Origin of the sequence: Frigoribacterium sp. CFBP 8751 (assembly GCF_014841545.1) — a bacterium.
Classification (GTDB): domain Bacteria; phylum Actinomycetota; class Actinomycetes; order Actinomycetales; family Microbacteriaceae; genus Frigoribacterium.
Genome location: NZ_JACYUB010000002.1, coordinates 213,786 through 240,489 on the forward strand (window position 1 = coordinate 213,786; position 26,704 = coordinate 240,489).

Here is a 26,704-nt window from a genome sequence, read left to right on the forward strand (position 1 = left end):
CCTCGCACCACCCACCGCACCACCGCTAGGAGCCCCGCCGTGACCCAGAACGCCGTCGAACCGTTCGACACCGTCGACCTCATCCGCGTCAAGCGGGGCGGCGACGCCCTCAGCACCGGGCAGATCGACTGGCTGATCGACGCGTACACGCGCGGCTACGTGGCGGACGAGCAGATGTCGGCACTCACCATGGCGATCTTCCTCAACGGCATGGAGCGTCGCGAGATCCGTGACATGACCATGGCCATGATCCGGTCCGGCGAGACGATGGACTTCACCGGGCTCGGCAAGACGACCGTCGACAAGCACTCGACCGGCGGCGTCGGCGACAAGATCACCCTGCCCCTGGCCCCGCTGGTCGCCTCGTTCGGCGTGGCCGTGCCCCAGCTCTCGGGCCGGGGCCTCGGGCACACCGGCGGCACACTCGACAAGCTCGAGTCCATACCGGGCTGGCAGGCGTCGATCTCGAACGACCGCATGCGCGAGATCATGGCCGACAGCGGCGCCGTCGTCTGCGCCGCCGGTTCGGGCCTCGCCCCCGCCGACGGCAAGCTCTACGCGCTCCGCGACATCACGGGCACGGTCGAGGCCATCCCGTTGATCGCGTCGTCGATCATGAGCAAGAAGATCGCCGAGGGCACCGCGGCGCTCGTCCTCGACGTCAAGTTCGGATCGGGCGCGTTCATCCAGGACATCGAGCGGTCGCGCGAGCTGGCCCGCACGATGGTCGACCTCGGCACCGACGCCGGCGTCGCGACGACGGCCCTGCTCACCGACATGAACGTGCCCCTCGGCCTGACCATCGGCAACGCCCTCGAGGTGCGCGAGTCGGTCGAGACCCTCGCCGGCGGCGGCCCGGCCGACATCCGCGAACTCACCGTCGCCCTCGCCCGCGAGATGCTGACCCTGGCGGGTCGACCCGACGCCGACGTCGAGGCCGCCCTCGACGACGGCCGCGCGATGGACGCCTGGAAGCGCATGATCCGCGCCCAGGGCGGCGACCCGGACGCGGCGCTGCCGACGGCCCGAGAGACGCACGTCGTCACCGCCGAGCGCACCGGCTACCTGACCGAGCAGCACGCGTTGCCGTTCGGCATCGGTGCCTGGCGCCTCGGTGCCGGTCGTGCCCGCAAGCAGGACCCGGTGCAGGCGGCCGCGGGCATCGAGCTGCACGCGAAGCCGGGCGACCGGGTCACCGAGGGCCAGCCCCTGTTCACACTGCACACCGACGAGCCCGGCCGCTTCGAGCGCGCCCTCGAGGCCGTCGACGGGGCGTGGGCGATCGGCGACGAGGCGCCGGCGGCGCGCTCCATCGTCGCCGAGCGGATCGGCTGACCGGGCTCGTCCGACGGACGATCCTCCGGCACCGCGCCTCCGTCCAGGAGGCGCGGTGCCGGTTCTCGCTGTGCGCGCACCTCTCTCGTGGCGCGCGTCCAGAGTCGTCGGCCGGACCGCTAGTAGATTGAGGGCATGAGCGCTCCCGACAAGGACTACCGGCTGCCGAACGGGGGCCCGCGGCTCGCGGCCCTGCCCAAGGTCTCGCTGCACGACCACCTCGACGGGGGCCTCCGACCCGAGACCGTCGTCGACCTCGCGGTCGAGGCCGGCGTCGACCTCCCCGCCTCCGAACCCGAGGCGTTGCGTCGCTGGTTCGTCGAGAACGCCGACTCCGGCACCCTCGTCGACTACCTCGCCACCTTCGAGCTCACGGTCGCGGTCATGCAGACCGCCGACCAGTTGACCCGGGTCGCCCACGAGTTCGTCCTCGACCTGGCCGCCGACGGTGTCGTCCACGCCGAGGTCCGCTGGGCCCCCGAGCAGCACCAGCGGCAGGGGCTCACCCTCGACCAGGCGGTCGAGGCGGTGCAGGCGGGCTTCGCGTCGGCTGTGCGCTCGCTCGCCGCCGACGGGTACGAGATCTCGGTCGGGCAGATCCTCAGTGCGTTGCGCCAGGGCGAGCGATCGCTCGAGATCGCCCAGCTCGCGGTCCGCCATCGCGAGAACGGCGTGCTGGCCTTCGACATCGCCGGTCCCGAGGCCGGGTACCCGGCCGCCGACCACAAGGTCGCCTTCGACTTGCTGGCCCGCGAGTTCATGCCCGTCACGGTGCACGCGGGCGAGGCCGACGGCCTCGACAGCATCCGTGGCGCGCTGATCGACGGGCGGGCCCTCCGACTCGGCCACGGTGTCCGCATCGCCGAGGACATCCGCGTCGTCGCGAGCAAGGGGTCGACCTCCACGGTCGAGATCGGGCCCATCGCCTCGTGGGTGCGCGACCGCGAGATCCCGCTCGAGCTGTCACCGCAGTCCAACCTGCAGACCGGTGCCATCGCGGCCTGGGGCACGGACCTCGACGACCACCCCTTCGACCTGCTCTACCAGCTCGGTTACGGCGTGACGGTCAACACCGACAACCGTCTGATGAGCGACACGAGTCTCTGCAAAGAGCTCGCCCTCCTCAGCCAGGCCTTCGACTACGACCTCGACGACCACGAGACCTTCCAGCTCAACGCCGCCGCGTCGTGCTTCCTGCCCCTCGAAGACCGCGAAGCGCTGGCCGACCGCATCACCGCCGGCTTCGAGGGGGTCTGAGCATGGCTCTCCCTCCGCTGCCCGACGAGGCGGTCGTCATCGGTGCCCGGGTCGCCGACTGGCGCGAGGCCGTCCGTGTCGCGGGGCACGCGTTGGTCGACTCCGGCGCCGCCCGCGAGGGCTACGGCGACGAGATGGTCCGCATGATCGACGAGCACGGCCCCTACGTGGTCATCGCGCCGGGCCTCGTGTTGGCCCATGCCCGTCCGGGCGACGACGTGGTGCGCGACGGCCTCGCGGTGGTCACGTTGGCCGAGCCCGTGCCCTTCGGCCACCCACACAACGATCCCGTCAGCGTGGTCCTCGGCCTCGCGATCGTCACCGTCGGCGGCCACCTCGAATCGATCGCCGACCTCGCGAACGTCTTCAACGAGGCCTCCGTCATCCCCGCCCTCGCGGCCGCCACCTCGGTCGACGAGGTGCGTCGGTTGATGGGCGTCCCCGCCTGACCCTCCCACGACGGATCGAGACAGCCCCATGAAGATCGTCACCATCTGCGGCGCCGGCATCGGCAGCAGCGGAATCCTCAAGGTCAACGCCGAGCGCGTCCTGGCCAAGCTCGACATCGAGGCCGACGTCGTCGCCGCCGACATCGGCTCGATCGCCTCGGTCGGAGACGACGCACAGGTCATCCTCACGTCGGCCGAGTTCGTCGAGGCCATCGGCTCCACGTTCGCCGACGTCATCGTCATCCAGAACCACTTCGACCAGGCCGAGCTGACCGAGAAGCTGCAGAAGTCGCTCGGCTGAGCGCGGCGGGCGGCACCGGGGCGAACCGCACCGGCCACGACGAGGGAGACCCCGGAGGCGCAGATCGTGCATCCGGGGTCTCTTCCGTCGTCCGGGCGGTCACCGCCCCGACCGTCAGGTCAGCAGGGCCCGCATGCCCGCGTCGAGGTCGGCCACGGCCGCCTCGGCAGCCGTCCGACGGGCGACGGCGTCGCCCTCGGTGCTCGACGCGTCGATGTAGACCTTGAGCTTCGGCTCGGTGCCGCTCGGGCGGACGATGACGCGCGAGCCGTCGGTCAGCCAGTAGCGCAGGATGTCGCCCGCGGGGAAGGCCCCGAAGCCGTCGCGGAAGTCGTCGACGCGGTCGACGCGGTGCGAGCCGATCGTCGCCGGGGGTCGTCGACGCAGACCGTCGGTGAGCGCCGTGATGGTGGCGAGGTCGTCGACCCGGATCGAGATCTGCGACGAGGCGTAGGCGCCGAACCGCTCGTCGAAGGCGACGAGGTGCTCGGCCAGGCTCGACCCGGCCGTGTGCAACTCGGTCGCGAGGGCCAACAGGTCGACGGCGGCCGAGATGCCGTCCTTGTCGCGGACGACGTCCGGGTCGACGAGGTAGCCGAGGGCCTCCTCGTAGCCGTAGAGCAGTCCTCCGACGCGGGAGACCCACTTGAAGCCGGTGAGGGTGTCGACGTAGTCGAGCCCGTGCACGCGGGCGATCTCGCGCAGGGCGGGGGACGAGACGATGCTCGCGGCCAGGGTGCCGTCGCGGTCGTCCCGACGCGCGCGCTCGGCGGCGCGCCAGCCGAGCAGCGAGCCGACCTCGTTGCCGCTGAGTCGACGCCACCCACCGTCGACGGGGATCGCCACCGCGAGCCGGTCGGCGTCGGGGTCGTTGGCGATGACCAGGTCGGCCTCGACACGTTCGGCCGTGGCGAACGAGAGATCCAGGGCCCCGGGCTCTTCGGGGTTGGGGAAGGCCACGGTCGGGAACGCCGGGTCGGGGGCGCTCTGCTCACCGACGGGGATCGGCTCGGCGAAGCCCGCGGTCGCGAACACGCGTCGCGCGACCTCCCACCCGACGCCGTGCATCGCGGTGTAGACGACGCGCGGCTGACGACCGGTCGCAGCCGTCCCGGCCACGGAGGCTGTGCGTCGGACGTACTCCATGACGAGGTCGTCGCCGGCCTCGCGGTAGTCGTCGGAACGCGCCAGGTGGGTGACGGGAGACTGCGCCGCCTTCTCGATCTCGGTCGCGATCTCGCCGTCGACCGGCGAGACGATCTGCGATCCGGCGTCGACGCCCCCGAGATAGACCTTGTAGCCGTTGTCCTGCGCCGGGTTGTGACTCGCGGTGACCATGACGCCCGCACTGACGTCGAGGTGGCGCACGGCGAAGGCCAGCACCGGTGTCGGCAGGGCCCGCGGCAGGATCGTCGCGGTCACGCCAGCCGCCGCCATGATCTCGGCGGTGTCGCGCGCGAAGACGTCGGAGTTCTTGCGCCCGTCGTAGCCGATGACGATCGAGGGATGCGCCTCGCGGCCCCGCAGGAAGGCCGCAAAGCCGGCCGCGGCCTGCGCCACGAGCACGCGGTTCATGCGGTTCGAGCCCGAGCCCAGGGCACCGCGCAGGCCGGCGGTGCCGAACTGCAGGCGACCGGCGAAGCGGTCTGCGAGGTCGGCGGCGGCGTCGGCGTCGTGGGCACCGGCACGGCTCAGCAGCCGGCCGAGCTCGTCACGCGTCTCGTCGTCGGGGTCCTGGTCGCGCCAGGCCGTGGCCGTCGCGATGAGCTGCTCGAGGTCGGACGAGACCGCGGAGTCCTCGTTGCGGGCCCCCGTCACGTCGCCGCTCACAGGGCCGCCACGATGCGGGCGAGCAGGTCGCTGATCTTGGCCTCGGCGTCGCGCCCGGCCTCGAGCACCTCGGCGTGGCTGAGGGGGGTCTTCTGGATGCCCGCGGCGAGGTTCGTGATCAGCGACATGCCGAGCACCTCCATGCCGGACTGGCGGGCGGCGATGGCTTCGAGGGCCGTCGACATGCCGACGATGTGGCCGCCGATCGCCTTCGCCATCTGCACCTCGGCCGGCGTCTCGTAGTGCGGGCCGCGGAACTGCGTGTAGACGCCCTCGTCGAGGTCGGGGTCGATCCCGCGCGCGATGTCGCGCAGTCGCGTCGAGTAGAGGTCGGTCAGGTCGATGAAGGTCGCGCCCTCGAGGGGCGAGTCCGCCGTGAGGTTGATGTGGTCGCTGATCAGCACGGGTGTGCCGGGCTTCCAGGTCTCTCGGATGCCGCCGGCACCGTTCGTCAGGATCATGGTCGACGCGCCCGTGGCGGCGGCCGTGCGCACGCCGTGCACGACCCGACGCACGCCGTGGCCCTCGTAGTAGTGCGTGCGGGCACCCATGACGAGGGCGTGCTTGCCCGAAGGCAGGGCGATGCTGCGGATCGAGCTCGTGTGGCCGACCACGGCCGACGCGGCGAACCCGGTGATCTCGGTGGCCGGGACCTCGGCCACGGTCTCGCCGATCAGGTCGGCGGCCTTGGCCCAACCGCTGCCCAGCGTCAGGGCGATGTCGTGTCGGGCGATGCCGGTCTTCTCGGCGATCTCGGCGGCGGCGGTGCGGGCGACCTCGAAGGGGTCGGCGGCGCGGTCGTCGAGTGGGTGCGTGGTGGTCTCAGACATGGCGTCCACTCTAAGGTCTGCCGACCCGCGTCCCCGGTCGCCGCGGGGCCCGGCGCGGGCTCAGTCGATGCTGAGCAGGACGTGGCCCGACGAGACGGTCTCGCCGACGACGGCCGCGATGCCCGAGACGGTGCCGTCACGGTGGGCGGCGACGGGCTGTTCCATCTTCATCGCCTCGAGCACGAGCACCAGGTCGCCCTTGACGACCTGCTGACCGGCCTCGACGGCGAGCTTCACGACGGTGGCCTGCATCGGCGCCTTGACCTCGGCGCCGGTCGCGGTCACGACCGACGAGCGGGGCGCACCGCGGCGTTTGGGGGCGACCGCAGGAGGTGCGGTGCGCGACCCGAGACCGGCCGGCAGCGAGACCTCGAGTCGCTTCCCGTCCACCTCGACCACGACGGTGTCGCGTGCGTCGGTCGGGCGCGGGGCCTCGGCCTCGCCGCTCCAGGCGGGGATGGTGTTGTCGAACTCGGTCTCGATCCAGCGGGTGTAGATCGAGAACGGGGCGCCGTCGGCGGGCGCGAAGGCGGGGTCGTCGACGATCGCGCGGTGGAACGGCAGCACCGTCGGCAGGCCGGCGACCTCGAACTCGGCCAGGGCCCGACGCGAGCGCTCGAGGGCGTCCTCACGCGACGAGCCGGTGACGATCAGCTTGGCGAGGAGCGAGTCGAACGAACCGCTGATCTCGTCACCCGCCTGGACGCCGCTGTCGACGCGGACGCCGGGGCCTCCCGGGGCCTTGAAGACGTGGATCGGACCGGGGGCGGGCATGAATCCACGGCCGGCGTCCTCGCCGTTGATGCGGAACTCGAACGAGTGGCCGCGGGCCTCGGGGTCGTCGTAGTCGAGCACGCCGCCCTCGGCGAGACGGAACTGCTCGCGGACGAGGTCGATGCCGGTGACCTCTTCGGACACGGGGTGCTCGACCTGCAGGCGCGTGTTGACCTCGAGGAACGAGACGGTGCCGTCCTTGCCGATCAAGAACTCGCAGGTGCCCGCGCCGACGTAGCCGACCTCGCGCAGGATGGCCTTGGACGACTCGTACAACTTCGTGGTCTGCTCGTCGGTGAGGAACGGCGCGGGGGCCTCCTCCACGAGCTTCTGGTGGCGGCGCTGCAGCGAGCAGTCGCGGGTCGACACGACGACGACGTTGCCGTGCGAGTCGGCCAGGCACTGCGTCTCGACGTGGCGCGGCTGGTCGAGGTACTTCTCGACGAAGCACTCGCCGCGGCCGAAGGCGGCCACGGCCTCGCGGGTGGCCGAGTCGAACAGCTCGGGGACCTCGTCGCGGGTGCGGGCCACCTTGAGGCCGCGCCCACCGCCGCCGAAGGCGGCCTTGATGGCGACGGGCAGGCCGTGCTGGTCGACGAACTCGAGGACCTCGTCGGCGCCCGAGACGGGGTTCAGGGTGCCGGGGGCGAGCGGCGCCCCGACGCGCTCGGCGATGTGACGAGCCGAGACCTTGTCACCGAGCTGCTCGATGGCCTCGGGCGACGGGCCGATCCAGACGAGGCCCGCGGCCTGGACCGCTCGGGCGAAGTCGGCGTTCTCGGCGAGGAAGCCGTAGCCGGGGTGGACGGCGTCCGCACCCGAGCGGCGGGCGACCGAGAGGATCTTGTCGATGACGAGGTAGGTCTCGGCGCTCGTGGTGCCACCCAGGGCGTAGGCCTCGTCGGCGAGGCGGGCGTGCTGGGCGTCGCGGTCCTGGTCGGCGTAGACCGCCACCGAGCCGATTCCGGCGTCACGCGCGGCCCGGATCACGCGGACGGCGATCTCTCCACGGTTGGCGATGAGGACCTTGCTGATACGCGGCATAGTTCCCCACCCTATTGCGCGGTTCGCGCCTGCCTTTGGCTGACGTGCACAAAAAGGACCAGGAGGCGCGAGGCAGAACCTACAAGGACCCGGCGGTCGCCGAGGTCCACAGCTCGTGCCACGGCACGCCGAAGCCCCGGACGAGCGACCGCAACACGGGCACCGAGAGACCCACGACGGCGCTCGGGGTGCCTTCGACGTGCGTGATGAACGCGGACGCACGACCGTCGATCGTGAAGGCACCCGCGACCTCGAGCGGCTCGCCCGTCTCGACGTAGGCCGAGAGTTCGTGCGGGTCGAGGTCGTCGGCGAAGGTGAGGGACGCGCTCGCGACCCGGCCCGCGCCTCCTGACGGGGCGTCGGCGGTGACTCGGGGAGCGCCGCCGCGGTGGTCCACCAGCCAGTGGCCCGACCAGAGGGTGCCGTGGCCGATCTCGGCCATGCGACGCCACCGGTCGAGCGCCAGCGCGGGCTCGTGCGGTTTGCCGTGCACCTCGCCGTCGAACTCGAAGGCGCTGTCGCCCCCGAGCACCAACCCGTCCAGGGGGCGGCCGTCGACCACGGTGTCGAGCACGGCCTCGGCCTTGAGCCGGGCGAGGTGCTGCACCGTCTCGGCCGCCGTGAGGTCTCGGCCGAGACGTGCCGACTCGGCGGCGACCGCGGCCTCCTCGTCGACGCCGGGGCTGATCAGCACCGGCTCGATGCCGGCGGCGCGCAACAGTGCGAGACGGGCGGGGGAGGTGCTGGCCAGGTAGAGCGGGACGGTCATGCCGCCCAGCCTGTCAGACTCGACGCATGGGAGACATGCTGGGCCGCGAGGTCGAACTGGACGTGACGGGCATCGCACACGGGGGCATCTCGGTGGCCCGCCTCGACGGGCGGGTGGTGTTCGTGACCGACACCCTGCCCGGCGAGAAGGTCGTGGCGCGCATCGCCGACGACCGCAAGAAGGCCTTCTGGCGGGCCGACACGGTGAGGGTCCTCGAGGCGAGCGAGCACCGCCGACCACACGTGTGGGGAGCGGCCGCCCTCGAGGTCGATCCGGCCGACCGCGCCGGAGGGGCCGAGTTCGGGCACATCGAGCTCGCCCACCAGCGCGAGCTGAAGCGGCGCGTGGTGGTCGACGCACTCACCCGGATGGGCGGGGTCGCCGACGCCGACGGACGGGTCTCGGTCGAGGCACTGCCCGGCGACGACGACCGCGGCGGCACGGGGTGGCGCACACGCCTGCGCCTGCACCTCGACGCCGAGGGGCGTCCCGGTCAGTACGCCGCGCGCTCGCACCGGGTCGTGCACGTGCCCGACCTGCCGCTCGCGTCCCCGGAGGTCGCCGAGGTGGCGCCGCTGGGCGATGCCTTCCCCGGCGAGGAACACGTCGACGTCGTCGCCCCGAGCGTGGGAGGCGCGCGCCTGATCATCGGACGTCAGGCCCGCTCGACCATCACCGAAGTGGTCGGTGACCGCGAGTTCCGCCTGGACGACGGGGGGTTCTGGCAGGTCCACCGCGAGGCCGCCGCCACGCTCACCGCCGCCGTGCAGACCATGATCGACCCCGAGCGCTTCGACCCGAAGGGTGCCAACCTCGACCTCTACGGCGGGGTCGGACTGCTCGCCGCCGCCGTGGGGGACCGGTTCGGTGCGGGGACCCGCATCACGAGCGTCGAGAGCGACGAGCGGGCCACCGAGCACGCCTCCGAGAACCTGGCCGAGTGGATCGGTGCGTCGGCCGTGACCGGACGGGTGGAGCGCTGGTTGCGGCAGACCGCGTCACAGGCCGGCGACGCCGAGCGCGAGCGCCTCGCGGCCGCGACGGTCGTCCTCGATCCGCCCCGCTCGGGTGCGGGACGCGACGTCGTGTCCGAGATCGCGGCCCTGCGCCCCGCCCAGGTCGTCTACGTCGCGTGCGACCCGGTGGCCCTCGCCCGCGACGTCGCCCTCTTCGCCGAGCGCGGCTACGAACTCGACGCCCTGCAGGCCTACGACCTCTTCCCGAACACGCACCACGTCGAGACGGTGGTGCGCCTGCTGCCGGCCTGAGCCGCGATCCCGTTACGATGTACCCCGTGCACGCCCGGGATTCAGGGACCAGGGCACACGCCGACAGAAGGATCACCGTGTCAGACCTCACGACCGAGACCCCCACCGCCACCCGCGAGACCGTACCCGTGCGGGTCGCGGTCGTCGACGACCACGAGTCGGTGCGTCTCGGCATCCAGGCCGCCTGCCAGAACGAGGGCTTCGAGGTGATCCTCACCGCGGCCGGCGTCCAGGAGTTCGTCGAGAACCTCGCGGGTCGCGAGGTCGACGTCGTCGTCCTCGACCTGTCGCTCGGCGACGGCTCGACCGTCACCGAGAACGTCAAGCGGGTCCAGGCCACGGGCTCCGCCGTCCTCGTCCACAGCATCGCCGACCGGGTCGCCTCGGTGCGCGAGGCGCTCGCCGCGGGGGCGGCCGGGGTCATCCCGAAGTCCTCCGCGACGAAGACCGTCATGGCCGCCGTCGCGACGGTCGCCCGGGGTGACGTGCTGAACAACCTCGAATGGGCGAGCGCGATCGACGCCGACCGCGATTTCGCCAAGGCCCAGCTCGGCCGTCGCGAGCGCGAGATCCTGCACCTCTACGCCTCGGGCCTGCCGCTGAAGCTCGCCGCCCAGCAGCTCGGCATCGGCTATTCGACGGCCCGCGAGTACCTCGACCGCATCCGGGTCAAGTACGTCGAGGTCGGCCGACCGGCGCCCACCAAGGTCGATCTGCTCCGTCGCGCCGTCGAGGACGGCATCCTGCCGGGGCTCGACGCAGACGGCGGCGATGGCCGTTGAGGGTCGACTGAGCGCCCCGATCCCGCTCGGAGCTCTCCGGCCCCCGCGCAATCCGATCAGCCGCGCCCTGCTCGACAAGGTGCTGGGGCGCATCATCGCCGCGGCCGGACTCGTGTTCGGCCTGCAAGCACTGCCCGGCATGATCGGTCAGGTCGACAGCATGCAACTCGCGTGGGCCTGGGTCATCGGCTTGGCGATGTTCGGCGGGTTCTTCGCGCTGGTCGTGGCGAGCCTCGTCCAGCGCGGCGTCACGACGGTGGAGGCCTTCGTCGCCATCGCCTACCTGATCGCCCTGGTCACCTGGCCCCTCGCCGTCGACGACCCCAGCGAGGTCCAGTCGAGCGTGCCGTGGCTCTGGTACCTCTGCACCGTCGCGACGGCCTCGGCCGCCTCGGCGTTCTCGACCTGGATCGCCACCGGCTACCTCTTCGTCGCCCCCGCCGTCTACGGCTTCATCCGCCTCACGCCGTCGGGCGGCGCGGTCTCCCCGCAGCGGGCGACCCTCGACTCCGTCTACGCGATCCTGCTCGGCGGCGCCGTGCTGATCCTCGTGGTGATCCTGCGCCAGGCGGCAGCGAACGTCGACCAGGCCCAGGCGACCGCCGTCGCGCGGTACTCCGAGGCCATCCGCGAGCACGCCACCGAGCTCGAGCGGGTACAGGTCGACGCCATCGTCCACGACAGCGTCCTCACGACCTTCATCCAGGCGGCCAGGGCGTGGTCGCCGGACGAGCGCGAGTTGTCGACCAACATGGCCCGGAACGCGATGTCCCACCTCTCGGCCGCGGCGAGCACCACGCCGTTCGACGAGTCCGACACCACGATCGCCGACATGGTGGACCGCCTCGAGGCCGCCGTGGCCGACCTGGGTGTCGAGGTCGAGCTGCGCCGGGGCCCGATCGAGGGCGACGGCATCCCGTCCACGGCCGCCGAGGCGCTCTACTCGGCCGCCGTCCAGGCCCTCGTCAACAGTTCGCAGCACGCCGGCGACGGGCCCGGTGTGGAGCGCTGGGTGGGCGTGACCCGTGACCAGGCCGGCCTGACGACCGTCGAGGTCGGCGACACGGGCAAGGGCTTCGAGCCGACGACGGTGCCGACGGAGCGTCTCGGAGTCCGCGTCTCGATCCACGAGAGGCTCAACAACGCCGGCGGGCTCGCGACCATCGACTCGGCACCGGGTCGGGGGACCCTCGTGCGCCTGCGGTGGCCGGTCGACGCTCTCCTCGACGGCGGCCGGACCCCCGACCGTTCGGCCGACCCCACCGACGCGGCGGGCGCCTCGGGCGGCACCGCGTGAGGGTCTCCGTGCCGCGGTGGCTGATCGTGTCGCTGGCCGCGGTCTTCTCGGCGTACCACCTGGTCCTGGCCGCGGTGTCACTGGACCGCTTCACCGATCCGCTGCCCGTCGTCGCGTGCATGGCGTTGTACGCCGCGGCGACCGTGGCGGCGCTGTGGCCCAGCAAGCACGTCATCATGCCCGTGTGGATGGCCTCGTTCTGCTTGGCCGTGAGCATCGTCCTGCCGCTCGTCGTGACCTCCGGGCTCGACAGCTCGGTGAAGAACGGCTACGCCACCTGGTACGTGGCCGCCGTGGGCACGCTCATGGTGATCGTGTCCACGAGGCGTCGACAGGGCTTCGCCTGGCTCGGGGTCGGTTTCATGGCGGTGCACGGCGTGCTGTGGGCCGGGCTCGAACAGATCGCCGACCTCGGCATCGTCGGCAGCGTGGTCTGGGTCGCCTTCAGCCATGCGATGTCGAGCACGCTCACCCGCGCGGGGCGCGAGACGCGCGAGTTCATCCTCGCCGAGCACGAAGCGGCGGACTGGCAGGCCGCGCAGGAAGCCCACGTGAACGAGCGTCAGTACCGGTTGCTCCAGACGGGTCGGACGGCGCGGCCGATGCTCCAGACCATCGTCAGCCGACACGGCGACCTGACCGCGGCCGAGCGACAGGAGTGCCTCAACCTCGAGGGAGCGATCCGGGACGAGATCCGGGGCCGGCGCCTCCTCGACGACGACGTCCGTCACGAGGTCATGGCGGCGCGCCGCCGCGGAGCCGTCGTCAGTCTCCTCGACGAAGGAGGCATCGACGACCTCGGACCGACGGATCTGCGACGGGTGCATGGCGTGCTCGCCGGGGCCCTGCGCGAATCCGTCGCCGATCGCATCATCGTCCGGACCGTTCAGGGCGGGGGAGACGACGCGGTCACGGTCGTCGGGCTCGGCTCGGCAGACCTGTCGTCGAGCGCGCTGGGCCGCGGGGTCTCGGCCGACGCGGACGAGGACGACGACGGGGACGAAGTCCAGCTCTGGCTGCAGATCCCTCGCTCGGCCCCCTGATCGTCCGGCGGCTCTCGGCGCGGGCGGCACCCACGACGTGAAGAAGGGCCGGACGATCGTCCGGCCCTTCCGAGACCTCGAGTCAGGGCGGCAACCCGAATGCCGCCCTGACTCCCCCCGACAGCGACCCGTTCACCCTGGTCGGCCCCTGCTCGGTGGTGTGACTCGACGAGACACCCCGCACCAGCAAGCATGGTCGTTCCGGGACGCGTGTGCAGTCGTCATTTAGGAGGACAGATGGGTGAGGACGGCCGTGCCCATCGCCGTTCCCGGGGCGTCAACCCGCGAAACCCCGCCAACGGCCCTCGCCGGACACGATGGACGGACGGGGTGCACGGGCCGAACGCGTCCAGGCCGACGTCGCGGTTCGCGAGGACGTCGTCGCCGCCGCCTCGGCCCGGCCTGCCTCGACGGCGGCCAGCAGTGCCGTCACCGCCGCGAGCTCGTCGGGCGTCGGATCTCCGGCGACGATCCTGAGCAGGGGTGCCGACGGCTGCTCGACCGCGGCGGTGGGGCGGTCCGTCGCGTCGGGGGACGCGGCTGCGTGGCGCCCGCTCACAGGGGGATGTTCCCGTGCTTCTTCGGCGGCAAGGTCGCCCGTTTGGTCTTGAGCGCTCGCAGCGCCTTGATCACGGCGACCCGGGTCGCCGCCGGTTCGACGACGCCGTCGAGTTCGCCCCGCTCGGCGGCGAGGAAAGGGCTCGCCACGTTGTAGGTGTACTCGTTCGCGAGCCGCGTGCGCACGGCTGCGACGTCCTCGCCGGCCTCGGCCGCCGCCTTGATCTCGTTGCGGTACAGGATGTTGACGGCACCCTGCCCGCCCATCACGGCGATCTCTGCCGTCGGCCAGGCGAGGTTGATGTCCGCGCCCAACTGTTTCGAGCCCATGACGATGTAGGCGCCGCCGTAGGCCTTGCGGGTGATCACCGTCACGAGCGGGACCGTGGCCTCGGCGTAGGCGTAGAGCAGCTTGGCTCCGCGACGGATCACGCCCGTCCACTCCTGGTCGGTGCCGGGCAGGTATCCGGGCACGTCGACGAGGGTGAGGATCGGGATGTTGAACGCGTCGCAGAAGCGCACGAAACGGCTGGCCTTCTCACCCGCCTCGATGTTGAGGGTGCCGGCCATGGCGGACGGCTGGTTGGCGATGACACCCACCGGGCGGCCCTCCACCCGGCCGAAGCCCACGACGATGTTGGGCGCGAAGAGCGGCTGGACCTCGAGGAACTCGCCGTCGTCGACGACGTGCTCGATCACCGTCATCACGTCGTAGGGCTGGTTCGGGCTGTCCGGGATCAGGGTGTTCAGCTGTCGATCGTGGTCCGTGGTCTCGAGTTCGACCGGTACGTCGAAGACGTGCGGGTCGGCCAGGTTGTTGTCGGGGAGGTACGACAGCAGGGCCCGGGCGTAGTCGAGGGCGTCGTCCTCGTCGCTCGCGAGGTAGTGCGAGACGCCCGAGACCTTGTTGTGGGTCAGGGCTCCGCCGAGTTCCTCGAAGCCGACGTCCTCGCCCGTCACGGTCTTGATGACGTCAGGCCCGGTGACGAACATGTGGCTCGTCTTGTCGACCATGATCACGAAGTCGGTCAGCGCGGGGGAGTACACCGCGCCTCCGGCCGCCGGGCCCATGATCAGCGAGATCTGGGGGATGACGCCCGAGGCGGCCGTGTTCAGCCGGAAGATCTCGCCGTACTTGCCGAGGGCGACGACGCCTTCCTGGATCCGCGCCCCGCCCGAGTCGAGGATGCCGATGATGGGCACCCCGGTCTTGAGGGCCAGCTGCATGACCTTGATGATCTTCTCGCCCGCGACCTCGCCGAGCGAGCCGCCGAAGATGGTGAAGTCCTGCGAGTAGACCGCGACCTGGCGGCCGTGGATCGTGCCCGTGCCCGTGACGACCGCGTCACCGTAGGGTCGCTTGGCCTCCATGCCGAAGGCGTGGGTGCGGTGCCGGACGAACTCGTCGAGCTCGACGAACGAGCCCGGGTCGAGCAGCTCGTCGATGCGCTCTCGGGCCGTCTTCTTGCCCTTGGCGTGCTGCTTGGCGATCGCGGCCTCGCCGCTGGCCGTCACGGCCTCGTGATAGCGGGCCTTGAGGTCGGCGAGCTTGCCCGCGGTGGTGTGCAGGTCGGGCGCGGCGTCGGTGAGGGGCGCGGAGTCAGGAGTCACGCGCCTCACTCTACTGACCGACCCGCAGCCATCCGTTGGAGGTTTCCACGCGTGGACGCCCCCGGACGTCGTAGGAGTCGTCAACGGCGGCCCCCTAGGCTGAGTTGATGGCCTTCCCCCTCAGCACGTCCGTCAGTCCCCGACTCGTGGCGCTCGAGTCCACCGGGTCGACGAACGCCGACCTGCTCGCAGCCGTCGACGAGCCGCACCTGGCGACCTGGCTGACGCTCGACCAGTCCGCGGGGCGGGGCCGGCTCGACCGACGGTGGGAGACCGCGCCCGGTCGTTCCCTCGCGGTCAGCGTGCTGCTGCACCGGGGCGACCTGCCGGTCGACTCGCTCGGCTGGGTGCCGCTCCTCGCCGGGGTGGCCATGCGCGCCTCCGTCCGGGGTGTGGTCGAGAGCGGCGACGTCACGCTGAAGTGGCCCAACGACGTGCAGGTCGACGGTGACAAGGTCAGTGGCCTGCTCGCCGAGCTGCGGTCCGACGCGAGCGCCGTGGTCGTGGGTGCCGGGGTCAACCTCACGGTGCCCGCCGGCGACCTGCCCACCCCGACCTCGACGTCGCTCGGTCTGCACGGAGCGCGGGGCACCGCCCTCGAACTCGCGGACGCCGTGACGTCGTCGTGGGTCTCGGGCCTGGCGCGACTCGTCGGCGACCTCGCCGCGGCCCGGGGCGACGCGGTCGCGAGCGGCGCCCTGGCGTCGGTCCGCGCGAACTGCGCGACCCTGGGACGCGGAGTCCGCGTCGAACTCCCCGGAGGCGCGGCGCTGGTCGGCGAGGCGGTGGACGTCGACGAGGCGGGCCGGTTGGTCGTGCGTTCCGCCTCGACCGGCGCGCTGACGGCCGTCGCTTCGGGTGACGTCACGCATCTGCGGTATGAATGAGCCTGTGAGCACCGACGGACCGCAGCCGACCGAGTACGTCGTCGCGCGGCTGCGGCCCCACGCCCGCGTGCTGTTCTGGCCGTCGCTCGCGCTCGTCGGCATCTGCGCGGCGACCGGTTTCTTCGGTGGTCGCTTCGACGTCGAGTGGCAGAACTACGTCGTGTTGGGCGCCGCCGTCGCCCTGATCGTGCTGCTCTGGCTGGTGCCCGTGCTCATCTGGCTCGGCAAGCGCTACGTCATCACCTCGCGGCGCCTCGTCGTGCGCAAGGGGCTGTTCGTGCGCACCCGTCAAGAGCTGCTGCACAGTCGTGGGTACGACCTCACGGTGCGCAAGAACTCGGTGCAGAGCGCGTTCCGCAGCGGAGACGTCCTGATCAACACCGGCCTCGACCGTCCGCTCGTCCTCTGGGACGTGCCGTCGGCCGACCTCGTCCAATCGACCCTGCACGACCTGATGGAGTCGAACCTCAACAGCGTCGCCCAGCGTCGCCAGCACGAGCAGTCCGTCGGACACTCCGACACCACCTCGTGGGGCGACGACCGGGTCGTCTGACCCGACGCGCGTGACATAGGATATTACAATGCGAATCTCAGTCATCGGTTGCGGTTACCTCGGAGCCGTGCACGCCGCGTGCATGGCCGACCTCGGGCACGACGTGGTCGGCATCGACGTCGACCCGGGCAAGATCGCCCTGCTGTCGTCGGGTCACGCCCCGTTCTTCGAGCCCGGTCTGCCCGAGGCCCTCCGCCGGGCCATCGACTCGGGGCGACTCCGGTTCTCGACCGACCCCGCCGACGCCGCGGGTTCCCAGGTCCACTTCGTCGCCGTCGGCACCCCGCAGACCGCGGGCAGCGACGCCGCCGATCTGACCTACGTCGACGCCGCGGTCCAGGGGCTGTTGCCCCACCTCGCCGACGGCGACCTCGTGGTGGGCAAATCCACCGTTCCCGTCGGCACCGCGAGCCGACTCGCCGACCTGGTCCGCGCCTCCTCGGGGGCCGACCTGGCCTGGAACCCCGAGTTCCTCCGCGAGGGGTTCGCCGTGGCCGACACCGTCGCACCCGACCGCTTCGTCTACGGGGTGCCCTCCGGCGACGCCGGCGAGCGTGCGACGGCCGTGCTCGACGAGGTCTACGCGACGGCTCTGGCGACGGGCACGCCCCGGCTCGTGACCGGGTACGCGACGGCCGAGCTGGTCAAGGTCTCGGCCAACGCGTTCCTCGCCACGAAGATCTCGTTCATCAACGCGATGGCCGAGATCGCCGAGGCCACCGGTGCCGACGTGACGCAACTGGCCGACGCGATCGGGCACGACGCCCGCATCGGTCGCCGGTTCCTCAATGCCGGCCTCGGCTTCGGCGGCGGGTGCCTGCCGAAGGACATCCGGGCCTTCCGCGCCCGTTCGCGCGAACTGGGGCTAGAGTCCCTCGACTTCCTCGCCGACGTGGACGCCGTCAACCTGCGCCGCCGCGACCGCGTCGTCGACCTCGCGGGCGAGCTGCTCGGCGAGGTGCGTGGTGCGCGCGTCGCCGTGCTGGGCGTGGCGTTCAAGCCCGACAGCGACGACGTCCGCGATTCGCCCGCCCTCGACGTCGCCCGCCGACTGCACGCCGCCGGTGCCGACGTGGTCGTCCACGACCCCGAGGCCAACGAGACCGCCGCCCGGCTGGCTCCCGACCTCACCTACGTCGACGACGTCCCGACCGCTCTCCGTGACGCCGACATCGTCCTGGTCCTCACCGAATGGAAGCAGTTCAAGGCACTGCGTCCGGCCGAGGTAGCCGCCCTGGTCTCCGGCCGACGCATCGTCGACGCCCGCAACGTGTTCGACCCCGCCGAGTGGCGCGAGGCCGGCTTCGAGTTCCGAGGACTCGGGCGCCCGTAGCCGAGTGCCGGTCAGAGGGCGCCTGGTCCCGTGCCGGTGTCCGGCCCCCTCCGGCAGGTCGACGCCGTCCGACGAGGTGCCACCGATACGATGACCGCATGACGAACCGGGCCCTCATCGCCGTGCTGACCGCCGGGGCCCTGGCCCTCACCCTCTCCGCGTGCACGAGCGGCGGCGACGACCCGACGCCGACCATGTCGAGCTTCAGCCCCACGTCGACCGCATCGCCCTCGGCGCCCGACACGGGGGCCGAGACGGCCGCCCCCACGGCGCCGGCCGACGACCCGACCGGCACCGTCGAGACGCCCGTCCCCGTACCGTCCGACGAGGCGGACGGCTGGACCGACGCCCGCGCCTACGATGCCTGCCGGAACGAGGCCACGAGGTCGCAGGGTGCCGATTACACCTGGAACGACCGTTCGTCGCAGATCCTCGTGCAGGGCTCCGGGGGGCGGAGCATCGACGTCGCCGGCCTCTACTCGGGCGGTGACGTCGGCGTCGCCAACGTCACCTACCGGTGCACGGTCGGAGGCACTCCGGACTCGCCGCAGCTGAGCGGGACGGTCGTCCGATGACGGCTCTCCGTGTCGGCGTCATCGGCGGCGGCCAGCTGGCCCGCATGATGATCCCGCCCGCCGTCCACCTCGGCATCGAGATCAGCGTCCTCGCCGAGACCGAGGGCAGTTCGGCCCGGTTGGCAGCGACCCGGGTGGGCGATTACCACGACGTCGACGTCGTCATCGATTTCGCGCGCACGGTCGACGTGGTCACCTTCGACCACGAGCACGTCCCCCAACACGTCCTCGCCGCCCTCGTCGACGCGGGCGTGCGGGTGCACCCCGGGCCGTCCGCACTGGCCGTCGCGCAGGACAAGATCGTCATGCGTCGACGGCTCTCCGAGCTCGGCTTGCCCGTTCCCGACTGGGCGGCCGTCCGTGACGCCACCGAGCTCGAGGCGTTCCTCACCGACCACGGTGGCCGGGCCGTCGTCAAGACCGCGCGGGGTGGTTACGACGGCAAGGGCGTTCGCGTGGTCTCGGCGGCCCACGACGCCGACGACTGGTTCGGCGCCCTGGCCGAGGACGGCAACGGAGGCGCGCTCCTGGTCGAAGAGCTCGTCTCGTTCCGGCGCGAACTGTCACAGCTCGTGGCCCGTCGGCCGAGCGGTGACATCGCCCTCTGGCCTCTCGTCGAGACCGTCCAACGCGACGGGGTGTGCTCCGAGGTCTTCGCCCCGGCACCCTCGAGCGCCGGTCGCTTGGCCGACGCCGCCGACGAGATCGCGCGGACGGTCGCCCAGCGGCTCGACGTCACCGGCGTCCTGGCCGTCGAGCTCTTCGAGACGACCGACGAGCGCCTCCTGATCAACGAACTCGCCATGCGGCCGCACAACACGGGGCACTGGACGATCGACGGGTCGACCACGAGCCAGTTCGAACAGCACCTCCGGGCCGTGCTCGACCTGCCGCTCGGCGACACGGACTGCCACCGTCCCTGGAGCGTCATGCTGAACGTGCTCGGCGGGCCGGCGACGGGGTCGATGGCCGACCGTCTGCCCGCCCTGATGGCCGACCAGCCGGCGGTCAAGGTTCACGACTACGGCAAGGACCCCCGGCCCGGGCGCAAGGTCGGCCACGTCACCGTGGTCGGCGACGACCTCGACGAGGCCGTCTTCCGGGCGCGTGCCGCTGTCGAGTTCTTCACCGACTGACGGCTATCCTCTAGTCCGTGTCCGACCCGAAGAGCACCGACGTGCGCCCGAACGACCCCGCCGTACCCGCGAAGGTCGCCATCGTCATGGGCTCCGACAGCGACTGGCCCACCATGCAGGGGGCGTCGACGATCCTGACCGAGCTGGGCATCCCGCACGAGGTCGAGGTCGTCTCGGCCCACCGCACGCCGGACAAGATGATCGCCTTCGGTCGCGACGCGGCAGGTCGCGGACTCTCCGTCATCGTCGCCGGGGCCGGGGGAGCAGCGCACCTGCCCGGCATGATCGCATCGGTCACGACCCTCCCCGTGGTCGGTGTGCCCGTCGCCCTGGCCAAGCTCGACGGCCTGGACTCGCTGCTCTCGATCGTGCAGATGCCGGCCGGCATCCCCGTGGCGACGGTCTCGATCGGAGGCGCGGTGAACGCCGGTCTGCTCGCGGCCCGCATCATCGGCTCGCACGACCCGGTGGTCGCCGAGCGGCTGGCCCGCCACGCCGAGTCCCTCGCCGAGCTGGTCGAGCAGAAGAACGCCGACCTGCGTCGATCACTGTGAGCACTGCGCTGCCCGTCCGCCACCCGGACGTCACCTCCGAGCCGTTCATGACGAAGCGGGCGTGGGTTCTCGTCCTCCTGAACGTGGTCGTGCCCGGGTCGGCGCAGGTGCTCGCGGGCAGTCGCCGACTCGGCCGGTGGGGACTCGCCTCCACCCTCGTCTTCTGGGTGGTCGCGGTCGTCGTCGTCGTCCTGGCGTTCGCCTTCCGCTCGCCCCTGATCGAGATCGCGACCAACGTCGTCGCCCTCACCGTCGTCCAGGTCTTCCTCGCGTACTACGCGGTGCTGTGGGTGGTGCTGACCGTCGACACGCTGCGGTTGGCCCGCATCGTCCGGACGGCCCCGTCGGCCCGGGGACTTCTCGCCGGGGCGATGGTGCTGTTGATGGTGGTGACCGTCGGACCCGCCGCCTACGGGGCCTACCTCGCCGGTGTGCAGCACGGTCTGCTCAACAGTCTGTTCACCTCGAGGGCCGACGCCGCGCCTCCTGTGGACGGGCGCTACAACATCATGTTGCTCGGCGGGGACGCCGGGGCGGACCGCACCGGTCTGCGCCCCGACAGCATCTCGGTCGCCAGCATCGACGCCGAGACCGGTGCGACCACCATCGTGGGCATCCCGCGCAACCTGTACGACGCACCCTTCGTCGCGGGGTCGCCGCTGTACGGCGACTACCCGGACGGCTACGACTGCGGCGACGACTGCCTCGTGAGCTTCCTGTACACCTACGGGGAAGAGCACCCCGACCTCTACCCCGACGCCGAGTCGAAGGGCAGCAATCCCGGTGTCGAGGCGATGCGTGACGCCGTCGAGGGCATCACGGGCCTGACGGTGCAGTACTACGCCCTCATCGACATGCAGGGCTTCGTCGACCTCATCGATGCGCTCGGCGGCATCCAGGTGGACGTGCAACAACGCATCCCGATCAACGGAGGCGTCGACGGCAACGGTCAGCCGATCAACGTCGACGGGTGGATCGAGCCCGGCGAACAGAAGCTCGACGGCTACCACGCCCTCTGGTACGCGAGGGCGCGGCACGGCACCAGCGACTACGACCGGATGGCTCGTCAGCGTGAGGTGCAGCAGGCGCTGCTGTCGCAGTTCCAACCGGCGACGGTCCTGTCGAAGTTCCAGGCCGTCGCGTCGGCAGGGGTGCAGACCGTCGACACCGACATCCCGCAGGGCGCGCTGGCAGCCTTCGTCGACCTGGCCGTGAAGGCCAAGTCCCAGCAGATCACGAGTCTCGAACTCGTCCCGCCGACCTACGACAACGTCTACCCCGACTACGACGCGATGCGGGCCGCGGTGGCCCAGGCCACCACCCCGGTTCCCGCGCCCTGACGGACGACCTCGGATCGTGCCCCCGAGGCTCGCCGCCTGACGGCGCGCGCCGACCGGACGAGGAGGCGCGGTGCGTCACCGCAGGGCGCCCACGGCTCCGGGGGCATCCGCGTCGCCGCTCGGGTCGCCCCGTGGTTCAGAGATCGGCGTGGAGCTGCCACACCTTGTCGGCCGAGTCCCGCCAGCTGAAGGCCCGTGCGCGGTCGATCCCGGCGATGCCGAGACGCGTCGACAGCTCGACGTCGGTGACGACCTGGAACATGGCCTGCGCGAGACGCTCCGGGTAACCCGCAGCGTCCTCCCGAGCCACGCTGACGGCCGCGTCGGCCGCTACCTCGAGCAGGGCAGGGGCGTCCGAGACGATGGTGGGCGTGCCCAGGCTGAAGGCCTCGACGACCGGCAGCCCGAACCCTTCGGCGAGACTGGGGAACACGAAGACCGCGGCTCGCTGCAACAGCACCGCCAGCTGTTCGTCCGACACGAAACCCATCGTCCGGACCTTGTCGGCGGGCAGGCCGGCAGCGGCCACCAGGTCGGCGACCTTGACGTCTCCCCACCCCTCAGGCCCGACGATCAGCAACGGCAGGTCGGGGGCGTCGGGGTGGGCGAGAGCCTGGATGAGCGGCTCGATGCCCTTGCGCGGTTCGAGCGTGCCGACGCTCAGTGCGTAGCGCTCGGGCAGGTCGAGGGAGTCGGCGACGTCGTCGGAGTCCGCGGGGACGGCGAGCTTGGGACTGACGGCGCCGCCGATGACACGGAGGCGGTCGCCGAAGGGGAACAGCTCGGCCAGTTCGCGGGCCACGCTGTGGGTCGGCACGACGACGCCGTCGGCGTGCTTGAAGGCGCGCTTGGCCATGGCCTTGTGCCAACGGACGCCGCGCGGGGTGAGGGTCTCAGGGTGAGTCCACGGGACGGTGTCGTGGATGGTGACGACCGTCTGCGTTCCCGGGTCGAGCGTGCGATCGTGCCGGTAGAGGGGGGCGAACAGGCTCGTCGCATGGACCATGCCGCGCCCGGGGAGGCCGACGACGCCACCCTGCCACGCCAGTGCCAACTCACGGCGACCGAGCGGTGACTTGGTGACATGGGACAGGCCGGGCAGCAGATCGGTCAACCGGTCGTAGTCGATCTGCGGATGGGCCGCCACGACCCCTTCGACCTCACAACCTCGGGGAGCGGTCTCGACGAGGGCGCGGGTCAGTTCTTCGGTGTAGCGCCCGATGCCTCCGGGGATGGGAGCCAGGATCTGGTCAACGACTACTCGCAGCGTGGTCATCGGTCTGCAACACTCCCCTGTTCGCGGCCTCGGCCAGCGCTTCTCTCCACGGACGCATGGGCGTCAGTCCGGCTCGTGCCCAGGCGTCGTGGCCGAGGACGCTGTAGCTCGGTCGCGGTGCGGGGCGGACGAAGGCCGAGCTGTCCGTCGGGAGGACCCGGGCAGGATCGAGCCCGGCCTCGTCGAAGACCGCCTGGGCGAACTCGAACCAGCTCGCACTGCCCGAGTTGGTGCCGTGGTAGACGCCGGCAGGGGCGTCGGAGTCGAGCAACGCGACGATCTGCGTCGCGAGGTCGGCCGTCCAGGTCGGCTGCCCGAGCTGGTCGTCGACGACCTTCACCGTGTCGTGCGATGCCGCGAGCTTGACCATGGTCTTCGCGAAGTTGCCCCCGTGGGCGCCGTACAACCACGCCGTGCGCACGACGTAGGTGCCCTCGGGGTTGGCGGCGAGCGCGAGCTGTTCTCCCTCGGCCTTGGTGCGGCCGTAGGCGCTCACCGGCGCGATGGTGGCGTCCTCGGGGTAGGGCTCGGTGGCGTCGCCGTCGAAGACGTAGTCGGTCGAGACCTGGACGAGCTTCGCCCCGACCGATGCGGTGGCCCCGGCCAGGAGGCCGGCTGCGGTGCCGTTCACGGCCAGCGCGGCCTCTTCGTCGGTCTCGGCCGCGTCGACGGCGGTGTACGCGGCGGCGTTGATCACGACGTCGTGCCCCTGGACGGCGGCGAAGACGGCGTCCCGGTCGGTCACGTCGAGGTCGGCACGACCGAGCACCGTGACGTCACGTCCGAAGAGGGCTTCGAGGAGGTCGGTGCCGAGCATGCCTCGGGCCCCGGTGACGAGGTACTTGGAGTTCTGGGCGGCGGCCATCAGAGGGCGGCGCGCTCTTTGAGCGGCTGCCACCACTCGCGGTTGTCGCGGTACCACTGGACGACGTCGGCGAGGCCCTTCTCGAAGGGGACCTGGGGCTCGTAGCCGAGCTCGTCGCGGATCTTGGAGATGTCGACGGAGTACCGCAGGTCGTGGCCCAGACGGTCCTGGACGCGGTCGACGTACGACCAGTCCTTGCCGGTGGCCTCGAGCAGCATCTCGGTCAGTTCTTTGTTGGTGAGCTCGGTGCCGCCGCCGATGTTGTAGATCTCGCCGGCGCGGCCGTTGACGAGCACCATGGCGATGCCGCGGGTGTGGTCGTCGACGTGCAACCAGTCACGGATGTTGTTGCCCTCGCCGTAGAGCGGGACGTGCACGTCGTCGATCAGGTTCGTGACGAAGAGCGGGATGACCTTCTCGGGGAAGTGGTACGGGCCGTAGTTGTTGCTGCAGCGCGTGATCGAGACGTTCAGCCCGTGCGTGCGGTGGTAGCTGCGGGCGAGCAGGTCGCTGCCGGCCTTCGAGGCGGAGTAGGGCGAGTTCGGCTCGAGCGGGCGGTCTTCAGCCCAGGAGCCCTCGGCGATGGAACCGTAGACCTCGTCGGTCGAGACGTGGACGAAGCGCTTCAGGTCGTTGCGCAGGGCGGCGTCGAGCAGCTGCTGGGTGCCGAGCACGTTGGTCTCGACGAAGATCGAGGCGTCACGGACCGAGCGGTCGACGTGCGATTCCGCGGCGAAGTGGACGACGGCGTCCACCTCGGGGAAGAGCGTGTCGAGCAGGGCCCCGTCACGGATGTCGCCCTTGACGAACGTGTAGCGGGGGGAGTCGGCGACGCTCGCCAGGTTCGCCTCGTTGCCCGAGTAGGTGAGAGCGTCGAGGACGACGACCTCGGCCCCCTCGAGGCCCGGGTAGGCGTCTTCGAGCGTGCGGCGGACGAAGTTGGAGCCGATGAAGCCGGCTCCGCCGGTGACGAGGATTTTCACAGTGGTCCCTTGGGGTCGATCGCAGGCGGTCGGTAGATCTTAGCGGAAGCGAGACGGGGGAGCCCTGCCGGGGGGGGCTCCTGGCAGTGGCATCCGGAGGGCGTGACGAGGTGCCCCCAGTCGTGGGGGGCGTGGAACTCGGCATCCGTGGATTTCCGGTGCCGCTCAGCCATGCGGGCGGTGCACTGTCCCGATAGGGCTAGACCGATCGGGTCCTCTCATGCAACCGTCGCATCCATGCTTCGTGACGATTCCAGGTCAGTCGTAGTGCCCGCGACCGCTTCCGCCATCGAACGCCGGAGGCTCCTGGCCTACGCCGGGGCGGTCGGCGCCGCGGCCGTCGTCGTCGGTGCTGCGGACTCGCTTCGACCCCGATCGGCACGCGCCGCCCTCCTGCTCGCCGAGGCCGAGGCCGGGGTCGACACCATCCAGGAGGCCCAAGCCGTCGCCGCGGAATCGGCGTGGGGAGGCCAGTCGAACGGACGGATCGCCGCATTGACGCTGACGGTCGTGCCCGCGAACGTCGCCGGTAGCGGTTTGCTCCGTGACGATGCGGCCAGGCAGTACTTCGGCCTCAGCCTCGCCTTCCAAAGCGCCCTCAACCGCGCGCTCGTGATCACCGAGGCATACCGCTCGTACGAACGCCAGGTCGATTACTGGAACCGCTACCAGGCGGGGACGGGAAACCTCGCCGCCTATCCGGGGACGTCCAACCACGGCTGGGGCATCTCCTGCGATTTCGGCTCCGGCGTGGACGTCGCCGGGTCGGCCGCCAAGCGCTGGATGGACGCCAACGCACCCCGGTTCGGCTGGTCCCCGACCGGGAACACCTTCTCACGGCCGGAGCCGTGGCACTTCGACTTCGAGGGTGCCTACACGGGTCCCGCGAGCTCGGCTGCGAACGAGGGCGGTCTCGTCGCCCTCCGGGTGCCCGAGAACATGCCGGGGGTGGGTACGAGTTACACCTGCGTCGTCGGCCTGCGATTCCTGCGGCACTTCACCACGATCGAGAAGGTGAACGCCTTCCGGGCGATCGGCGTTCCCTATTTCGACAACGTCTCGCGGAGCCACTTCGAGCTCCTCGTCGACGCCCTGTCCATCCCACGTTCTGCTGTCACGACCAACGCCGACTACTGGCGAGCCTGACGCTCGCACCTCGACAAGGAGACCCATGATCGTCCTGCACTGCTACGACACCCTTCCCGAGGTCGGGCGGGGTTACGTGTGCGTCGTCGCACCCCGCATGCTCCGCCACGTCACCACGGAATCGACCGTGACGGCCCTGCGAGCCGTGGGCTTGGCTCCGCGTGACATCAACGCCGCCGGCTTCTACGACATCCTCGCTTCGCTGTCCATTCCGAGGACTGAGTTGAAGACCGGCGCCGACTACTCACGACGATGACCTCGGTCGGCGTCGGTGGCATTGGTAAGCTTCCGGGGTGCAGATCCGAGAACTGAAGATCCCAGACAGCTACGAGATCACGCCGAAGCAGTTCGGTGACGACCGAGGAGTGTTCCTCGAGTGGTACCGCTTCGACGCCCTCGCCGACGTGGTCGGACACTCCGTCGATCTGCGGCAGGCGAACACCTCGGTGTCCAAGAGGGGTGTCGTCCGAGGCATCCATTTCGCCGATGTCCCCCGGGGCCAAGCGAAGTACGTCACTGCTACCCACGGCGCCGTCCTCGACTACGTCATCGATGTCCGTGTCGGGTCCGAGACCTTCGGTCAGTGGGACACGGTCCTGCTCGACGACGTCGACCGCCGGGCCATCTACCTCGCCGAGGGGCTCGGCCACGCCTTCGTCGCCCTGACCGACGACGCGACGGTCAGCTACCTGGTGACCGACACCTTCCATGCCGAGCGCGAGCACGGCATCAACCCGCTCGATCCCGAGATCGGCCTCGTCTTCCCCGAAGCTGCCGGCCGGCCACTGCTCTCGCCGAAGGACACCGCCGCTCCCTCGCTCTCCGAGGCGGCGTCGGCGGGCCTCCTTCCGACCTGGTCCGACATGCGGGCGTTCTACGCTTCGCTCGACGCCCAGGAAGGCAACTGA

General features: G+C 71.1%; 27 protein-coding genes. 18 read left to right on the top strand and 9 right to left on the bottom strand.

Features of this window, described 5'->3' with window-relative positions; all coding sequences use genetic code 11:
- Positions 1-39: 39 nt before the first annotated feature.
- From IFT88_RS06840 to IFT88_RS06855, 4 genes are all read left to right on the top strand, one after another.
- Positions 40-1,335, top strand: a complete 1,296-nt coding sequence (locus tag IFT88_RS06840; RefSeq protein WP_043594407.1) for a thymidine phosphorylase — start codon at positions 40-42, stop codon at positions 1,333-1,335.
- Between the two features lie 135 nt (positions 1,336-1,470).
- Positions 1,471-2,592: an adenosine deaminase gene (locus IFT88_RS06845; RefSeq protein WP_056225606.1), complete on the top strand. Its 1,122-nt coding sequence runs from the start codon at positions 1,471-1,473 to the stop codon at positions 2,590-2,592.
- Between the two features lie 2 nt (positions 2,593-2,594).
- Complete coding sequence (locus tag IFT88_RS06850; protein WP_043594404.1) at positions 2,595-3,041, top strand: PTS sugar transporter subunit IIA; 447 nt, start codon at positions 2,595-2,597, stop codon at positions 3,039-3,041.
- 28 nt (positions 3,042-3,069) lie between these two features.
- Positions 3,070-3,342, top strand: a complete 273-nt coding sequence (locus IFT88_RS06855; RefSeq protein ID WP_043594402.1) for a PTS sugar transporter subunit IIB — start codon at positions 3,070-3,072, stop codon at positions 3,340-3,342.
- A gap of 114 nt (positions 3,343-3,456) precedes the next feature.
- On the opposite strand, the gene IFT88_RS06860 is transcribed toward IFT88_RS06855, so the two are convergent.
- The 4 genes from IFT88_RS06860 to IFT88_RS06875 form a co-directional block, all read right to left on the bottom strand.
- Positions 3,457-5,172 (bottom strand): phospho-sugar mutase, encoded by a 1,716-nt coding sequence (locus tag IFT88_RS06860; protein ID WP_231567058.1) that lies wholly within the window; start codon positions 5,170-5,172, stop codon positions 3,457-3,459.
- A complete protein-coding gene (locus tag IFT88_RS06865) occupies positions 5,169-6,002 on the bottom strand; it encodes a purine-nucleoside phosphorylase (protein ID WP_043594401.1) in 834 nt (277 codons plus the stop codon). The genes IFT88_RS06860 and IFT88_RS06865 overlap by 4 nt, the downstream gene beginning before the upstream one ends.
- 60 nt (positions 6,003-6,062) lie before the next feature.
- Positions 6,063-7,820, bottom strand: coding sequence for an acetyl/propionyl/methylcrotonyl-CoA carboxylase subunit alpha (locus IFT88_RS06870; protein WP_192119662.1), 1,758 nt, complete (start codon positions 7,818-7,820; stop codon positions 6,063-6,065).
- Between the two features lie 79 nt (positions 7,821-7,899).
- Positions 7,900-8,589 carry a Maf family protein gene (locus IFT88_RS06875; protein WP_192119664.1) on the bottom strand — a complete coding sequence of 230 codons (690 nt, stop codon included), beginning with the start codon at positions 8,587-8,589 and terminating at the stop codon, positions 7,900-7,902.
- A gap of 26 nt (positions 8,590-8,615) precedes the next feature.
- Between IFT88_RS06875 and IFT88_RS06880 the strand changes: the two genes are divergently transcribed.
- The 4 genes from IFT88_RS06880 to IFT88_RS06895 all read left to right on the top strand — a co-directional run bounded on the left by IFT88_RS06880 (position 8,616) and on the right by IFT88_RS06895 (position 12,979).
- Positions 8,616-9,857 (top strand): class I SAM-dependent RNA methyltransferase, encoded by a 1,242-nt coding sequence (locus IFT88_RS06880; RefSeq protein ID WP_043594396.1) that lies wholly within the window; start codon positions 8,616-8,618, stop codon positions 9,855-9,857.
- 71 nt (positions 9,858-9,928) lie between these two features.
- Positions 9,929-10,639, top strand: a complete 711-nt coding sequence (locus tag IFT88_RS06885; protein ID WP_369700691.1) for a response regulator transcription factor — start codon at positions 9,929-9,931, stop codon at positions 10,637-10,639.
- A complete protein-coding gene (locus IFT88_RS06890; RefSeq protein WP_192119666.1) occupies positions 10,629-11,936 on the top strand; it encodes a sensor histidine kinase in 1,308 nt (435 codons plus the stop codon). Before IFT88_RS06885 ends, IFT88_RS06890 begins: the two co-directional genes overlap by 11 nt.
- Before the next feature lie 8 nt (positions 11,937-11,944).
- Complete coding sequence (locus IFT88_RS06895) at positions 11,945-12,979, top strand: hypothetical protein (protein WP_342212092.1); 1,035 nt, start codon at positions 11,945-11,947, stop codon at positions 12,977-12,979.
- 277 nt (positions 12,980-13,256) lie between these two features.
- On the opposite strand, the gene IFT88_RS06900 is transcribed toward IFT88_RS06895, so the two are convergent.
- Entirely contained in the window at positions 13,257-13,538 is a 282-nt protein-coding gene (locus tag IFT88_RS06900) for an acyl-CoA carboxylase epsilon subunit (protein ID WP_082059898.1), read from the bottom strand.
- The gene (locus tag IFT88_RS06905) at positions 13,535-15,148 is read right to left on the bottom strand and encodes an acyl-CoA carboxylase subunit beta (protein WP_043594391.1); all 1,614 of its coding nucleotides are present in this window, start codon (positions 15,146-15,148) and stop codon (positions 13,535-13,537) included. The genes IFT88_RS06900 and IFT88_RS06905 overlap by 4 nt, the downstream gene beginning before the upstream one ends.
- Before the next feature lie 107 nt (positions 15,149-15,255).
- Here IFT88_RS06905 and IFT88_RS06910 point away from each other — a divergent pair, with 107 nt between their 5' ends.
- The 7 genes from IFT88_RS06910 to IFT88_RS06940 all read left to right on the top strand — a co-directional run bounded on the left by IFT88_RS06910 (position 15,256) and on the right by IFT88_RS06940 (position 21,526).
- Positions 15,256-16,035 carry a biotin--[acetyl-CoA-carboxylase] ligase gene (locus IFT88_RS06910; RefSeq protein ID WP_192119670.1) on the top strand — a complete coding sequence of 260 codons (780 nt, stop codon included), beginning with the start codon at positions 15,256-15,258 and terminating at the stop codon, positions 16,033-16,035.
- 4 nt (positions 16,036-16,039) lie between these two features.
- Positions 16,040-16,588 (top strand): PH domain-containing protein, encoded by a 549-nt coding sequence (locus IFT88_RS06915; protein WP_342212093.1) that lies wholly within the window; start codon positions 16,040-16,042, stop codon positions 16,586-16,588.
- Between the two features lie 28 nt (positions 16,589-16,616).
- Positions 16,617-17,921 (top strand): UDP-glucose dehydrogenase family protein, encoded by a 1,305-nt coding sequence (locus tag IFT88_RS06920; protein WP_043594386.1) that lies wholly within the window; start codon positions 16,617-16,619, stop codon positions 17,919-17,921.
- A gap of 98 nt (positions 17,922-18,019) precedes the next feature.
- A complete protein-coding gene (locus IFT88_RS06925) occupies positions 18,020-18,496 on the top strand; it encodes a hypothetical protein (RefSeq protein ID WP_043594384.1) in 477 nt (158 codons plus the stop codon).
- Positions 18,493-19,632 (top strand): 5-(carboxyamino)imidazole ribonucleotide synthase, encoded by a 1,140-nt coding sequence (locus IFT88_RS06930; RefSeq protein ID WP_192119674.1) that lies wholly within the window; start codon positions 18,493-18,495, stop codon positions 19,630-19,632. Before IFT88_RS06925 ends, IFT88_RS06930 begins: the two co-directional genes overlap by 4 nt.
- Before the next feature lie 17 nt (positions 19,633-19,649).
- Positions 19,650-20,186, top strand: a complete 537-nt coding sequence (gene purE / locus IFT88_RS06935; protein ID WP_342212094.1) for a 5-(carboxyamino)imidazole ribonucleotide mutase — start codon at positions 19,650-19,652, stop codon at positions 20,184-20,186.
- Positions 20,183-21,526 (top strand): LCP family glycopolymer transferase, encoded by a 1,344-nt coding sequence (locus tag IFT88_RS06940; protein WP_192119676.1) that lies wholly within the window; start codon positions 20,183-20,185, stop codon positions 21,524-21,526. The genes purE and IFT88_RS06940 overlap by 4 nt, the downstream gene beginning before the upstream one ends.
- 136 nt (positions 21,527-21,662) lie before the next feature.
- On the opposite strand, the gene IFT88_RS06945 is transcribed toward IFT88_RS06940, so the two are convergent.
- Genes IFT88_RS06945 through rfbB form a run of 3 tightly spaced genes read right to left on the bottom strand, consistent with a single transcriptional unit; the run spans position 21,663 to position 24,650 of the window.
- On the bottom strand, positions 21,663-22,802 hold the full coding sequence (locus tag IFT88_RS06945) for a glycosyltransferase family 4 protein (RefSeq protein WP_192119678.1): 1,140 nt from the start codon (positions 22,800-22,802) through the stop codon (positions 21,663-21,665).
- Positions 22,777-23,667, bottom strand: coding sequence for a dTDP-4-dehydrorhamnose reductase (gene rfbD, locus IFT88_RS06950; RefSeq protein WP_043594378.1), 891 nt, complete (start codon positions 23,665-23,667; stop codon positions 22,777-22,779). Before rfbD ends, IFT88_RS06945 begins: the two co-directional genes overlap by 26 nt.
- Entirely contained in the window at positions 23,667-24,650 is a 984-nt protein-coding gene (gene rfbB / locus IFT88_RS06955) for a dTDP-glucose 4,6-dehydratase (RefSeq protein ID WP_056225636.1), read from the bottom strand. The genes rfbD and rfbB overlap by 1 nt, the downstream gene beginning before the upstream one ends.
- 267 nt (positions 24,651-24,917) lie before the next feature.
- On the opposite strand from rfbB, the gene IFT88_RS06960 reads away from it, so the two are divergent.
- Genes IFT88_RS06960 through IFT88_RS06970 form a run of 3 tightly spaced genes read left to right on the top strand, consistent with a single transcriptional unit; the run spans position 24,918 to position 26,704 of the window.
- Positions 24,918-25,796: a D-alanyl-D-alanine carboxypeptidase family protein gene (locus tag IFT88_RS06960; protein ID WP_192119680.1), complete on the top strand. Its 879-nt coding sequence runs from the start codon at positions 24,918-24,920 to the stop codon at positions 25,794-25,796.
- A 25-nt stretch (positions 25,797-25,821) separates the two neighbouring features.
- Positions 25,822-26,052: a hypothetical protein gene (locus IFT88_RS06965; protein ID WP_192119682.1), complete on the top strand. Its 231-nt coding sequence runs from the start codon at positions 25,822-25,824 to the stop codon at positions 26,050-26,052.
- Positions 26,053-26,089: 37 nt separating this feature from the next.
- On the top strand, positions 26,090-26,704 hold the full coding sequence (locus tag IFT88_RS06970; RefSeq protein WP_192119684.1) for a dTDP-4-dehydrorhamnose 3,5-epimerase family protein: 615 nt from the start codon (positions 26,090-26,092) through the stop codon (positions 26,702-26,704).